General features: G+C 69.9%; 12 protein-coding genes and 1 riboswitch. Of the genes, 10 read left to right on the forward strand and 2 right to left on the reverse strand.

Translation table 11 applies throughout. From position 1 onward, the window contains the following. Nucleotides 1-50: 50 nt before the first annotated feature. A riboswitch (guanidine-I (ykkC/yxkD leader) is annotated at nucleotides 51-160 on the reverse strand. Nucleotides 161-566: 406 nt separating this feature from the next. From BJ998_RS36820 to BJ998_RS36860, 9 genes are read left to right on the forward strand one after another with little or no spacing between them, the layout of a single operon-like run. After that, entirely contained in the window at nucleotides 567-1,250 is a 684-nt protein-coding gene (locus tag BJ998_RS36820; RefSeq protein ID WP_184867902.1) for a TcmI family type II polyketide cyclase, read from the forward strand. Between the two features lie 26 nt (nucleotides 1,251-1,276). Continuing rightward, nucleotides 1,277-1,555 carry an acyl carrier protein gene (locus BJ998_RS36825; RefSeq protein WP_184867903.1) on the forward strand — a complete coding sequence of 93 codons (279 nt, stop codon included), beginning with the start codon at nucleotides 1,277-1,279 and terminating at the stop codon, nucleotides 1,553-1,555. Then, on the forward strand, nucleotides 1,552-2,010 hold the full coding sequence (locus BJ998_RS36830) for an SRPBCC family protein (protein WP_184867904.1): 459 nt from the start codon (nucleotides 1,552-1,554) through the stop codon (nucleotides 2,008-2,010). Before BJ998_RS36825 ends, BJ998_RS36830 begins: the two co-directional genes overlap by 4 nt. Next, nucleotides 2,007-2,435 carry a cupin domain-containing protein gene (locus BJ998_RS36835; protein WP_184867905.1) on the forward strand — a complete coding sequence of 143 codons (429 nt, stop codon included), beginning with the start codon at nucleotides 2,007-2,009 and terminating at the stop codon, nucleotides 2,433-2,435. The genes BJ998_RS36830 and BJ998_RS36835 overlap by 4 nt, the downstream gene beginning before the upstream one ends. Next, on the forward strand, nucleotides 2,432-3,712 hold the full coding sequence (locus BJ998_RS36840; protein WP_312890499.1) for a beta-ketoacyl-[acyl-carrier-protein] synthase family protein: 1,281 nt from the start codon (nucleotides 2,432-2,434) through the stop codon (nucleotides 3,710-3,712). The genes BJ998_RS36835 and BJ998_RS36840 overlap by 4 nt, the downstream gene beginning before the upstream one ends. Continuing rightward, nucleotides 3,709-4,950 (forward strand): beta-ketoacyl synthase N-terminal-like domain-containing protein, encoded by a 1,242-nt coding sequence (locus BJ998_RS36845; RefSeq protein ID WP_312890500.1) that lies wholly within the window; start codon nucleotides 3,709-3,711, stop codon nucleotides 4,948-4,950. Before BJ998_RS36840 ends, BJ998_RS36845 begins: the two co-directional genes overlap by 4 nt. Further along, nucleotides 4,947-7,175, forward strand: a complete 2,229-nt coding sequence (locus tag BJ998_RS36850) for an FAD-dependent monooxygenase (RefSeq protein WP_221338249.1) — start codon at nucleotides 4,947-4,949, stop codon at nucleotides 7,173-7,175. Before BJ998_RS36845 ends, BJ998_RS36850 begins: the two co-directional genes overlap by 4 nt. A gap of 5 nt (nucleotides 7,176-7,180) precedes the next feature. Further along, a complete protein-coding gene (locus BJ998_RS36855; protein ID WP_221338250.1) occupies nucleotides 7,181-7,492 on the forward strand; it encodes a putative quinol monooxygenase in 312 nt (103 codons plus the stop codon). Beyond that, nucleotides 7,489-8,733, forward strand: a complete 1,245-nt coding sequence (locus tag BJ998_RS36860) for a cytochrome P450 family protein (RefSeq protein ID WP_184867907.1) — start codon at nucleotides 7,489-7,491, stop codon at nucleotides 8,731-8,733. The genes BJ998_RS36855 and BJ998_RS36860 overlap by 4 nt, the downstream gene beginning before the upstream one ends. Here BJ998_RS36860 and BJ998_RS49360 read toward each other — a convergent pair. Then, nucleotides 8,649-9,536, reverse strand: a complete 888-nt coding sequence (locus BJ998_RS49360) for an AfsR/SARP family transcriptional regulator (protein WP_184867908.1) — start codon at nucleotides 9,534-9,536, stop codon at nucleotides 8,649-8,651. The genes BJ998_RS36860 and BJ998_RS49360 overlap by 85 nt on opposite strands. Nucleotides 9,537-10,134: 598 nt before the next feature. On the opposite strand from BJ998_RS49360, the gene BJ998_RS36870 reads away from it, so the two are divergent. Next, a complete protein-coding gene (locus BJ998_RS36870) occupies nucleotides 10,135-10,674 on the forward strand; it encodes a superoxide dismutase family protein (RefSeq protein WP_184867909.1) in 540 nt (179 codons plus the stop codon). A gap of 619 nt (nucleotides 10,675-11,293) precedes the next feature. Here BJ998_RS36870 and BJ998_RS36875 read toward each other — a convergent pair. Then, nucleotides 11,294-13,192, reverse strand: coding sequence for an RICIN domain-containing protein (locus BJ998_RS36875; RefSeq protein WP_246488726.1), 1,899 nt, complete (start codon nucleotides 13,190-13,192; stop codon nucleotides 11,294-11,296). Nucleotides 13,193-13,207: the final 15 nt, after the last annotated feature.

Consider the following 13,207-nt stretch of genomic DNA (forward strand, 5'->3'; position numbering starts at 1 on the left):
CAGCCTCCGGATCTGCGAGCCCGGACCACGCGCGCAGTCCGGGGCCGTTGGCCTCCCGGGCTTTTCTCCCGCCGTGGAACGGTCCCGTTTCCGGTGTGGACCGCCTGCGTCTCTCGGACCAGACCCGCGTCGCCGCGGCGGAACCCTAGACGCGCCCCGCGCCGCCGCGGGTCGTGAACAGTGCACCGGCGGGCCGTGTCGTCGCCGGGTCGGCCGTGTGAACCCCGCGTATCGGGACCGACCCGTGCGCGGCCAACGGCGTCACATCGTGTTCACACATGGCGGTCTTCGTGTGTGCGCGCACGACGGCGTCCGGGACCCCGGCAGCACCGACAACCTCGCCGAGCACAGCGTGCTCGGCGCGATCGCCGGTGACCGTGCGGCGTGGTCACGATGCCGCAACGGCAGAGCACCGGTGCGCTCAACGGCCACTTCACCGTCAGGTGCGGCGTTCGCCACGTTTCGCGCACTCGTAGGTGACGGACGACCTGATTTCCTTTCGGTGCGCGGCCGCGAATGCGGAAGTTTGCTCGGGCCGTAGGCGAAGAGTGCCCAAGGGAGCGACAATGAACTATCGAAGCGTGATCGTCGCCCGCATCGTGCCGGGTAGCGAGGGCACGGTTGCCGACGTGTTCGGCCACTACGACAGGACCACGCGACCGCAGGATGTCGGCGTGATCGGACGGGGATTGTATTCGCTGGACGACCTGTACGTGCACATCATCGAGCGCAACGTGGACCCGAAGGAGTCGTTGGGCAGGGCTCGCGGTTTGCCGGCGTTCAAGCAGATCGCCGAGGCCATCGCCCCGTACGTGACGCCGTACTCGAAGAACTGGAAGGTGCCGGCCGACGCCGTCGCCAAGGAGTTCTACAGCTGGGCGCCGGCCGAGAAGCCCGCGTCGGAGCCGGGGCGGGAGACCACGTATCTGACGGTCATCGCCGCGCACATCAAGCCCGGCGCCGAGGCGGACGTGGCCCGGATCTTCGCCGAATCCGACGCCGGGCCGCTGCCGGCCGAGATGGGCGTCACCGGCCGCGGGCTGTACTCGCTGGAGGACGTCTACGTGCACGTGTTGGAGCGCGCGGACGAGTCGATCTCCGACGCGATGCGGCGCAACCACGACAAACCGGCGTTCGCCAAGATCATGGACGACCTCAGCCCGTTCATCAGCGCGTACCGGCCGGATTCCTGGAAGGGGCCCGCGGACGCGGTGGCGAAGGAGTTCTATCGCTGGCGCGCCGACGGCTGACGACCACCGGCCACGCCGCGACGAGAATGAGGGAGAACACCGATATGAGCGCGCAACCGTTTCGACTCGAGAACCTGATGGACATTCTCGAGCACAAGGCCGGGCTGCCGGCCGCCGACCGGGTCACGGACGAAAGACTGACGCTGGCCGCGATAGGGCTGGATTCCCTGGCGTTTCTGACCCTCCAGTCGGTTCTGGAGGCCCGGTACGGATTCGAGTTGCCGGACGAGGCCATGCGGCACCGCCCGTTCGCGGACATCATCGCCGCGGTCAACGAGCGGCTCGAGGCGGCGAACCCGCTATGAGCGGACACACCGAGAACTCGGTGTTCATCGGCGCTCCGATCGACCTGGTCTGGAGCATGACGAACGACGTGGCGTCCTGGCCGACGCTGTTCACCGAGTACGCCACCGTGGACATCCTGGCCCGTGAGGAGAACACGGTGACGTTCCGGCTGTCGATGCACCCCGACGAGAACGGCACCGTCTGGAGTTGGGTGTCGAAGCGGACCCTGTATCCGGACGAGCGCCGGGTGCTGGCCTACCGGGTGGAGAAGGGGCCCTTCGCGTACATGGACATCGAGTGGACCTACCGCGAGGAGGGGGACGGGACCCGGATGCGCTGGGTGCAGGACTTCGCGATGCGGCCGGACGCGCCGGTCGACGACGCGGCGATGACCGAGCGGATCAACCGGAACACCCGGATCCAGATGGACGTGATCGCGCGGAAGATCGAGCTGGCGCGGGAACGGGCGTCATGACGACCACTTCGGACTCGACGGGCCAGGCGGAATCCTTCCGCACCGTGTCACGCCACGATGTCCCGCCCAACCTGCGGCGCGGCGGCGACATCCGAACCGTCCTGTCGCCGGCCACGGTCGGCGCGACGACCGGTTTCCTGGGCACGCTGACGTTGCGCCCCGGCGAGGTGGTGACCGAGCACTGGCACCCCTACTCCGAGGAGTTCCTGTTCTGTGTTCGCGGCGCGATCACCTTGCGACTGAACGGACGGTCGCAGCCGTTGCGCGCCGACGAGGGCGTGCTCATCCCGATCGGCGTCCGGCACCGGCTGCTGAACGACTCCGGCGACACCGCCTTCCTGGTCTTCAGCCTGAGCCCGCTCGCGCCACGCCCCGAGCTCGGGCACGTGGACACGGAGCCGCTGCCGGGTCAGGTCCCGGCGTGAGCGGCCGCGGCCGCTCGTCGGTGATCACCGGCCTTGGCGTGGTGGCGCCGGGGGGCAACGGGCGCAAGGAGTTCTGGCAGCTGATCACCAGCGGTCGGACCGCGACCAGGCGGATCTCGTTCTTCGACCCGGACCCGTTCCGCTCGCAGATCGCCGCGGAGTGCGACTTCGACCCGCTCGAGGCCGGGCTCACCCCGCAGGAGATCAGCCGCACCGACCGCTTCACGCAGTTCGCACTGGTCGCCGCGAGCGAAGCGGTCGCGGACAGCGGGCTGGAGCTCGCGAAGGGCGCGGTCGACCACAACCGGCTGGCCGTGGCCATGGGCAGCGCGGTCGGCGCCACCACTCGGCTCGAGGACGAGTACGTGGTCCTCTCCGACGGCGGTCGCAACTGGCTGGTGGATCCGCGCTACGGCAGCAGGTTCCTGTACGAGGCACTGGTGCCGAGCAGCATGGCGACCGAGATCGCCGTCCGGTTCGGCGCCAACGGCCCGGCCGCGGTGATCTCCACCGGATGCACTTCCGGCATCGACGCCGTGGGCTACGCCCACCAACTGGTCGAGGACGGTGACGCCGACGTGGTGATCGCGGGCGCGACCGAGGCCCCGATCTCGCCGATCACCATGGCCTGCTTCGACGCGATCAGGGCGACCTCGGCCCGCAACAACGACCCGGAACACGCCTCGCGCCCGTTCGACGCCACCCGGGACGGGTTCGTGATGGGCGAGGGCGCCGCGGTGCTCATCGTCGAGGAGGCCGAGCACGCCCGGCGGCGGGACGCGCACCAGTACTGCTCGATCGTCGGGTACGCCAACCGCTGCAACGCCTTCCACATGACGGGGTTGCGGCCCGACGGCGTCGAGATGGCCGCGGCGATCGGCGACGCGTTGCGCCAGGCGAGAATTCGCGCCGAGGAGGTCGGCTACGTCAACGCCCACGGATCCGGCACCAGGCAGAACGACGTCCACGAGACCGCCGCGTTCAAGCGCAGCCTCGGCGAGCACGCCTACCGGGTGCCGGTGAGCTCGATCAAGTCCATGGTCGGGCACTCGCTCGGCGCGATCGGCTCGATCGAGCTGGCCGCGTGCGCGCTCGCGATCGAGAACGGGGTGGTCCCGCCCACCGCCAACTACGAGCATCCGGATCCGTTGTGCGACCTGGACTACGTGCCCAGGACGGCACGGGACCAGCCGCTGGACGTCGTGCTCTCGGTGGGCAGCGGCTTCGGTGGCTTCCAGTCGGCGATGCTGCTGACCAAGCCGGGCTGGTCCCGGTGAACGCGACCGTGGTGACCGGAGTCGGTGTCGTCGCGCCGAGCGGTGTCGGGACCGAGGCGTACTGGCGGTCCACCCTGGACGGTGAGCTGCACGTCCGGCCGATCGAGGAGTTCGACGCGGACACGTACGGCGTGTCGATCGCCGGTCAGGTCCGCGGTTTCCGCTCCGAGGACCACATCGACGACCGGCTCGCCGTGCAGACCGACCGGTGGACCTGGATGGCTCTGGCGGCGACCCAGTTCGCCCTGGACGATGCCGGGTACGACATCGGCGGCGGGGACCGGTACCGCACCGGCGTGGCGTTCGGCAGCGGTTCCGGCGGCGTGGAGTTCGGCCAGCGGGAGATCCAGGCGCTGTGGGCGCAGGGGCGGCGCGCGGTCAGCGCCTACCAGTCCATCGCCTGGTTCTACGCGGCGAACACCGGTCAAGTGTCCATCAGGCACGGCGCCAAGGGGCCGTCCAGCGTTGTCGTCACCGACGGCGCGGGCGGACTGGACAGCGTCGGGCACGCGCGCAGGATGATCCGGCGCGGCACGCAGGCCATGATCGCCGGCGGCACCGAGGCGCCGCTGTGCCCGTACTCGCTGGCCTGCCAGGCAGCGAGCGGGCGGCTGACCACCAGTCGCGACCCGCGACACGGGTACAAGCCGTTCGACGTCGAGGCCAACGGACACGCACCCGGCGAGGGCGGCGCCGTCCTCGTCCTCGAAGACGCTGCCGAGGCCGAACGCAGAGGCGCGGCGCAGGTGTACGCCGAGGTCGCCGGATACGCGGCCACTCACGACGCGTACCACCATCACCGGCCCGCCGAGGACAACACGCAGCTGACCAGGTGCATGCGGCTGGCCATCGAGGACGCGGGTCTTTCCCCCGATGCCGTCGACCTCGTGCTGGCCGACGGAGCGGGCAGCCGCGACCTGGACGCGCTGGAGGTGCGGGCGATCAGGGACACCTTCGGGCCGGGGGCGAACAGCGTTCCGGTGAGCGCCCCACAGGGCTTCATCGGACGGCTCTGCGCGGGTGGCTCCGCGTTGAACCTGGTCGTCGGGGTGCTCGCCATCCGGGACGGCGTCGTTCCCGCCGTCGGCAATCTCACCAACCCGGTGCCCGACTACGGCCTCGACTTCGTTCGCGAGCCCCGTCGGATGCCCGTCGACGTCGTGCTGGTGACCGCGCGCGGCTACGGCGGATTCAACAGTTCCATCGTGCTACGCAAGCCATCCAAGGACAACTCGTGATCAGGACAATGCTTCGGATGCGGGCCCGCGCGGGGTGCGACTCCGCCGTGGAATCCGCGTGGCGGACGGCCGCCGCGCGGATCGGGCGGCTCGCCGGCAACCTCGGGCGGGACATGCTCCGGGACGCCGGCGACCCGCGCTCGTTCGTCGTCGTCACCGAGTGGGCCGACGAGTCCGCGCGGCACGGCTACGAGAACGGGCCGATCGCCGCGAGCTTCGCCGACGCCGTTCGGACGCTGTGCGAGGCACCCGCCGGACAGACCTACCGGGTGATGCGCGACCTCGACGGCAAGGGGGCGCGGATCTGCGTGGACGTCGCCGTCACCGTGCCGATGTCCCGGCGCGCGGAGTTCGAGCGCGGATACGCCGAGGTCGGCGCCCGGATGGCCACGGTACCCGGCCATGTGCGTGAGGAGCTGCTGCGCGAACCGGCCACCGACACCTATCACATCATCGCCGAATGGGAGAGCGAGGCGGCGTTCTACAGCTGGGTCGCCGATCCGGCACACGCCGAGCAGGCCGAGCCGATCGCGCCGTTCCTCCGCGAGTTCCAGCGCCGCGTGTTCCACCTCGGCGCCGACCGAAGGCCCGACGGCACAACGGATGTGCTCGTCGTCGGCGCGGGACCCACCGGGTTGACCACCGCCATCGAGCTGGCCCGGCGCGGCATCGCGTGCCAGGTGGTCGAGAAGCTGGCCGAACCGCCCGTGAACGCCGACAAGGCGATCGGCGTGCACTGCCGCACGATGGAGATCTGGGAGGACCAGGGCATCGCGCGGGACGCGATGGACGCCGGCATCTGGCTCACCGGCCAGGCCGTGTTCGTCAACGGCGCGCAGACCCATCACATGAGCTGGGAGCTACCCGACCTGCCGTACGGGCATCTCGGCCTGCCCCAGTACGAGACCGAACGCATCCTGGCCGACCGGCTGGCCACGCTCGGCCTGTCGCCTCGGCGAGGAGTGGAGCTGATCTCGTTCAGCCAGGACGACGACGGCGTGCGGGCCACGCTCGCGACCAGCGACGGCGGCACGGAAACGGTGCGCGCGAAGTACCTGGTCGGATGCGACGGCGCACACAGCAAGGTCCGTGACGGGCTCGGGCTGACCTTCTCGGGCGGGCTGGGCCAGTTCCCGCAGCTGTTCATGCTCGGTGACGTCGACGTGGACTGGGACATGCCGGACGGCCACCTGCTCCGGTTCATCCACGAGACCGACGGCCGGATGGACAACATGCTGGTGTGCGTGCCGTTGCGCGGCGAGGCCCGGTACCGGATCGCGACACTGGCGCCACCCCGGTTCTTCGCGCAGACCGGCGGCACGGAGGCCCCACCGGGGTTCAGCGAGGAACTCGCCGAACCGACGCTGGAAGACATTCAGGCCGCGCTGGACCAACTCGCCCCGCCGGGCACGCGCGCGTCGAACCTGCGCTGGTCGTCGGTGTTCCGGATCAGGCACGGGATCGTGAACCGGTACCGCGACCGGCGGGTGTTCGTGGCCGGCGACGCGGCGCATCTGCACCCGCCCGCGGGCGGCCAGGGCATGAACACCGGCATCCAGGACGCCTACAACCTCGCGTGGAAACTGGCACTGGCGGTGCGGGGGATCGCGGCGCCCGAACTGCTGGACAGCTACGAGACCGAGCGGCGCCCGCAGGGCGAGGAGATCGTCGGGCGGGCCGTGCGGATGGCATTCACCGACGAGCTGGACCGTGACGACCTGAAGCGTCAGTTCCTGCAAGAGATGTCGATGCTGGTCAGCTACTCGGCCAGCACGCTCGTCGGCGAGTCCGTGTCCATCCTCGACGGTCCCCGGCCCGGCGAGCGTGCTCCCGACGTCGGCGGTCTGCGCCGGCGAGGCGTCGGCCACGCCCTTCGGCTGCACGACCTGACCCGTGGCACCAGGCACACGCTGCTGCTCTACGCGGACGGTTCGACCGACGCGACAACGGTGATCGCCGCGGAGAAGTTGTACGCCGAGGTCCGCGAACTCGCCGCCGACGAGGTCGACGTGTACCTGCTGATCAGCCCGGACGCCGACCTGCCGCCGACGCTCACTCCTCCCACGCTGCGCGACGCCGGGGGCGAGTTCCGCGCGACCTACGGCGTCACCGGCGCCGCGCTCTACCTGATACGCCCGGACGGGCATGTCGGCTTCCGCAGCCGGCCGATCGACGCCGACGGGCTCAGGAACAACCTGCGACTGGTGTTCGGGGGTGCGAGGTGACCGGCGTGCGCACCGTGCTCGCGATGCGCACCAAGGAGGGCTGCGAGCAACGGTTCGAGGCGGAGTGGCTCTCGGCCGCCGCCGAGATCGGCACGGTGGACGGGTGCCTCCGCCAGGACCTGATCCGGGACGCCGACGACCCGCGCAGCTACCTGATCATCAGCGACTGGGCGGACCGCGAACGGCTGGACGCCTTCGGGCGCAGCGAGCTTCGCGACCGGCTGCTGCGCGTGGTCAGAGAGCTTCGCGAGTCCGCGCAACGACACACCTACCACGTTCTGCACAGCATGCGGAGCGAGTCCGAGGAGCCGCAATGACCGAGCATGCCGTTCCCGCGGCGGAGTTCTACACCGACGAGTTCGCCGCGGATCCGTACCCCGCCTATGCGCGGCTGCGCGAGGAGAGGCCGGTGTGTCCGGTCAGTTCGCCCCGGTTCGACTCCTACCTGATCACCAGGCTGGACGACGCCAGGGCCGCGCTGACCGACCCCCGGCTGTCCAAGGACCTCTACGGTCCCGGCGACCACTACGTCCGGATCTTCGGGCCGAATTCGGCGGCGTTGAACAAGAACATGCTCAATGCGGACCCGCCGGAGCACAGCCGGCTGCGCCGGGTGGTGTCGCAGGCGTTCGCGCCGCGCCGGGTCGAGGCGTTGCGCCCGCGTGTGGCGGAGATCGTCGACGCCCTGCTCGACAAGATCGTCCCGCACGGGCGGGCCGAGCTGATGGGCGAGTTCGCCATCCCGCTGCCGATGATGGTGATCTGCGACCTGCTCGGGGTGCCGGAAACCGATCACGAGCCGGTCCTCGGCTGGACGCAGGTGATCAGGACCTCCGGGTCGTCCGACCGCAGCCCCGAGGCGGACCGGGCGGCCGTGCAGCAGGCCCAGCTGCGCCTGCGCGACTATCTCGCCGACCTGGTCCGGCGCAAGCGCGTGAACCCGGCCGATGACGTCATCAGCGCACTCGTCGACGCCTGCGACAACGACGAGGGGCTGTCGGAGGCCGAGGTCGTGGCGACCACGTTCCTGCTGTTGTTCGCCGGGCACCAGACCACGGCCGACTTCCTCGGCAACGCGACGGTTGCGCTGCTGACCAACCCGGATCAGCTGAAGCTGCTCCGGGCCAGGCCGGAGCTGCTGCCGGCGGCGATCGAGGAGCTGCTCCGGTTCGACGGCCCGCTGCCGGTCGCCAGCCCCAGGATCGCCACGGAGGACGTCGAGTACCGGGGGGTGCGCATCCCGCGGGGATCCGTCGTCGGCGTGGTGATCAACGCGGCCAACCACGATCCTGCGCACTTCGCCGACCCGGACCGGCTGGACCTGGAACGTGGGGGTGGCTCACATATTGGCTTCGGTCACGGCGTCCACCACTGCCTCGGGGTCTCGCTGGCCCGGATGGAGGCGCGCATCGGCATCGGCACACTGCTGGACAGGCTGCCGGAACTACGCCTGGCGGTGGCGGCCGACGAGCTTCACCGGTTGCCGGCCGCGTCTCCCTTCCGTGGCTTGCTGGAGCTTCCCGTCCGGTTCACCGCGGGCACCACGGAGCGGTCGTAGTCCACCGTCCGGAGCAGCCGCCGGATCTCGGGCGACGGCTCGATGCCCAGTTCCGCCTTGAGCAGTTCCCGGTACCGGTGGAACTGGCGTACGGCCTCGGTGTAGTTCCGCTCGAGCAGGTGCACCCGAATGACCGCCCGGTGCGCGCTCTCCCGCAGCGGGGCGATGTCCGCGCACACCAGCGCCGTGTCCAGCGCCTCCACGTGCCTTCCGGCGTCGGCCAGCCGTGCGGAGACGGCCTCCAACGCGTGCAGCCGCAGCTGCCGCAGCCGCTCTCTCGCGGTCACGACCCACTCGTCGTACCAGCCGGTGAGCAGGTCGTCGGCGTGCAGCAGGCGCAGGATCTGCTCAGGGGTGGGCGGTTTGTTCGGTTCGCCGTAGAGCATGTCCTCGGCGCACCGAACGACGTCGTGCACGTCGACGGTCACGTGTGGGGCGAGCGCGAGCACGTCTCGGCTCACCCGGACCACACCGAGATTCCGGGCGAGGAGCCGGGACAGCGCCGAGCGCAGGTTCGCCTGCGCCTGTGCGTCGGAGCGTTCCGGCCACAACGTGCCCGCGAGGTACGAGCGGTTGCGCGAGCCGACCAGCGTGATCAACGCGATCAGCCGCCGGGCGGTCCCGGGCACCTCGACCTCGACCTGATCTCGCATCAGCCGCCACGAAGGCAGCAAGCACACGCGGAACTCGGGTGCCGGCGGCGACGTGGGCTCACTGTTCTGCGCCTGTGTGCCGTGGTCCCGGGCTTCCGGCGCGGCCGCGCTCGACTGCCCTTGAGCAGCGGACAGCGGGGATCTACGCACGGACGCCGCTCCTCTCGCGCCCGATCCGGGCAGCGGCGCGGCCGCGAGGGCACGCGACAGTGCGTTTTCCGGTACCAGGGCGGCCGTGCGGCCCCACCTCACAGCTGATCCGACAGCAGCCCGCCTCGGCGGACAAATCCGCAAAAATTGCACGCGCCCTTTCGTGAGATTCGGCTACCCGAACAACCCGCTGTCGACCGTCGAGTCCGCAGGAATCTGCCGCGGTGGGGGTTTGCCGAGCGCCATGTCGTGGCTCTTGTCGTCCGGGCGTTGGTGAACTCGTAATCATGTGCCGGATCGGGTGAAGCCTAACAAGAAAACCGTGGCGGGGCGGAGGAGCCAACCGGGCGGCCCCTCCTGACTCTCGGGTCCGGCTCGACGCCGGTGCTTCTACCGTACGCCGACGCCGAGGGCGCCGGCCGGCATCTCAATGTGGGCGCTACGGGACCGACTGCCTCGTCTGTGGACGCGTTTTCCGGTATGCGCCGCCATTGTTACATCTCTCGGCTGCCGGCCAGTCAGGCGACTCCTTGCTTGCCGAATCGCACTGCGATAGAGAAAGGCCATGGGACGTAAACACCTTGTCATTCTGCTCACGATGACCGCCGCAATGCTGGGGACCGTCGGGCCGGCGTCGGCCGAGTCCGCGCCGCCGGCCCGCACGGCAGTCACCACGGCCGACTTCGAGCCCTACCGGCCCGACGCCAAAGCCGTGACCTACAACCCCGACCTCGTCGCGGTCGGATCAACCGCCACCGTGCGTTCCATGCCCACCCCGGACGGCAAGACGATGGTGCTCCTGTATGTGGAGGGGCTGGTGGCCGACCATCAGTACGGCGCGCATGTGCACCAGAAGTCGTGTGGCGCGAAGGCCGAGGATGCCGGGCCGCACTACCAGAACGTGCCGGACCCGGTGCAGCCCTCGGTCGACCCGGCCTATGCCAACCCGCAGAACGAGATCTGGCTCGACTTCACCACCGACCGGCACGGCAACGCCCTGGTCAACTCGTTCGTGAACTGGCAGTTCACCGACCGGCATGCCGGTTCTGTGGTGATTCACGCCGAGCAAACGCACACCGACGCGGGGCACGCCGGCACCGCGGGCGACCGTTTGGCCTGCGTCACCGTCGATTTCTGAATGGCCCGCGAACGTCGTTGAACGGTCCGTGCTTTACTGAGTGACCAACTGCGGGAGGCCCTGCTGTCCGTGTGGACGGCAGGGCCTCTGACGTGCTTCGCATCTACATTCCAGTTCCGCCGGTGAGCACTGGTAGGCTGACCAGCCAGAGTTCGACGCATTGTGGCGGGCCTGTCGGCAAAAAGTAGGCCGGAAATAGGTTGCCCGTGGCCGTCGTCGGTTCCACGGGCGCAATCCTCATCACGGCTGATGGCACGGGGTTGGGCGGAGGGTGGTGCAGGGCAGTGCGACGCACTATGTCGCGCGGTAGGTGTGGAATCGCCGCAGAGGCAACCTCGACGATGACGCGGGCTCCGGGCGCTGGACCGGTGCGCGGGAGGGCGACGTCCGAGGTGCTCGCGCACCCGGGCGCGGCACCCATGCCTCTACGCGACCGAGGCCCAGCGCCCCCGCCATGACCACCAACGGAAAGGTCAATGTCAGCCACATGCCTGTGGTGTACCCGCGGCGAACGGTGGTTACGCCGATTGCCTCACCCAACCGGGCGAACTGCTGGCACCGGTCGACGTGTCGCGGCACCAGCGCGCACGGCCGGTCGGCCGCGACACTCCCGAGCCGGTCAGCGCAGTGACCACCGTTGGTTGGCTCCGGATCCGCAGGTCCACAGCACGATCTTGGTGCGGTTGCCGGTTCCGTTGTCGTACGCGTCCAGGCACAGGCCGGACACCGCGTTGGTGATCGTGCCGTCGGAGTTGATGTTCCAGCGCTGGTTGGCCCCGCCATGGCAGTCCCAGACCACGACGGCGGTGCCGTTCGTGGTCCCGCTGTCGTAGGCGTCCAGGCACTTCCCGCCGTTGACGACGAGCTGGCCGCGCGACGACACCCAGGTCTGGTTGGGACCGCCCGCGCAGTCCCACAGCTGGGCCTGGATGCCGTTGGTGATCCCGTTGTCGTCGACGTCCAGACAACGCCCGGACTGCGCGCCGACGACCTCGGCGCCCGCGGTGCCGGGCAGCGGCGACACCGTGATCGCGCTCGGCGCGTTCGTGAACGACACCGTGTTAGTCCCCTTGGCCAGGGACACGATCACCGACACCGTGCGCGGCCGCCCGCCCGTCGCCGGGAACGCCACGACGGTCGGCTGCTGGTCGTTGACCTTCAGCGTCGCGGTCTGCGCGGTGGCGGCCGTGTAGGTCACGTCGGCCACGGCGAGCCCGGTGGCCTCGGCGGTGACTCCGGTGAAATCGCCGTGGTAGGTCGTCGACGCGGTCTCGGTTCCGTCCACGGTGATCAGAACGGAGTCACCCGCCGGCACGGTCACGGTGTAATCCGCGGACCGGCTCGTCTCACCGGTCCAGACGTCGCGCACCCGGGCCCGATCGGACGTCAGGCCGAGATCGGCCCAGCGCACGGTCATCGCCGCCGGCGCGGACGTCCGGTTGAGCAACACGACGGCGCGACGGCCGGAGCCGGAGAGGACCTTGCCGTACACCTGAAGGCCCGCGCTGTCCTCGGAGATCTTCACGCCCTGCAGGCCGCGCGGGTCCTGATCGACCGCGATCACGTCCCGGTCGGTCAGAATCGACCTCGTGGCCGCGCTCATCGTCGCGAGGTTGTTGCCCGCCAGCAGCGGCGCCCCCGACACCGCCCACAGGCTCATCTCCGTGCGGGCCTGGGCGTCGGTGAGGCCGGGCATGCCGACGGTGAGCATGTCCGGGTCGTTGACGTAGCCGGTGTGCTGCGACACCGGGTGCTGCGCCTGGTCGAAGTTGGTCAGCACCTGGCCGAGCGTGGCGTTCTGGCCGTAGAGGATGATGTCGTTGCTGGTGCGCCACAACGCGCCGGCGCCGGGGCCCCAGTTCCACGGGTTCTTCCGGCCCCAGTCGCAGATCGACAGCTTCAGTGTCCGCCCGGTCTGCGCGGTGGCCCGGGTGATCGCGTCGCTGATCGCGCGATAGGTCGTCGCCGGGTCGAGCCCCTCGGCGTCGCCGCCGCACCAGTCGACCTTGACGTAGTCGAAGCCCCACCGCTGGAACTGCAGCATGTCCTGGTCGTAGTGACCCTCACTGCCGCTACCCGGTGCCGCGGGGCGGCCGGTCGGGTAGTAGTAGCCGCATCCGTCCTTGCCCGCGTCGGTGTAGATCCCGGCCTTGAGTCCCTTGCTGTGCAGGTAGTCCGCGATCGCCTTCATCCCGCCGGGCCACTCGGTCTCGTCGACCACGATGTTGCCCTGGGCGTCACGGGTGCCCTGCCACCAACCCTCGTCGATGTTGACGTAGGAGTAGCCCGCGGCCTTCATCCCGGACGACACCAGCGCGTCCGCCTGGGCTCTGATCGTCGTGTAGTCGATCTTGGCGGCGAAGCTGTTCCACGACGCCCAGCCCATCGGCGGCGCCGGAGCGGCGACGTCAGCGACCTTCGAGGCGGCCTCGGGAACGGCGTCGGCCGGGCCGGCGATCGGAGTACTCACCGCCGCCAGCAGGAGCACGACGACACCGCGCCGGAACATCGATCTCATGTGCGCACCCCGTTG

Origin of the sequence: Kutzneria kofuensis (assembly GCF_014203355.1) — a bacterium.
GTDB classification, from domain to species: domain Bacteria; phylum Actinomycetota; class Actinomycetes; order Mycobacteriales; family Pseudonocardiaceae; genus Kutzneria; species Kutzneria kofuensis.

Bases quoted from the DNA above. Each gene is read 5' to 3' on its own strand.
- BJ998_RS36820 (WP_184867902.1), top strand. From the start codon at position 567: ATGAACTATCGAAGCGTGATCGTCGCCCGCATCGTGCCGGGTAGCGAG.
- BJ998_RS36825 (WP_184867903.1), top strand. From the start codon at position 1,277: ATGAGGGAGAACACCGATATGAGCGCGCAACCGTTTCGACTCGAGAAC.
- BJ998_RS36830 (WP_184867904.1), top strand. From the start codon at position 1,552: ATGAGCGGACACACCGAGAACTCGGTGTTCATCGGCGCTCCGATCGAC.
- BJ998_RS36835 (WP_184867905.1), top strand. From the start codon at position 2,007: ATGACGACCACTTCGGACTCGACGGGCCAGGCGGAATCCTTCCGCACC.
- BJ998_RS36860 (WP_184867907.1), top strand. From the start codon at position 7,489: ATGACCGAGCATGCCGTTCCCGCGGCGGAGTTCTACACCGACGAGTTC.
- BJ998_RS36870 (WP_184867909.1), top strand. From the start codon at position 10,135: ATGACCGCCGCAATGCTGGGGACCGTCGGGCCGGCGTCGGCCGAGTCC.
- BJ998_RS36875 (WP_246488726.1), bottom strand. From the start codon at position 13,192: ATGAGATCGATGTTCCGGCGCGGTGTCGTCGTGCTCCTGCTGGCGGCG.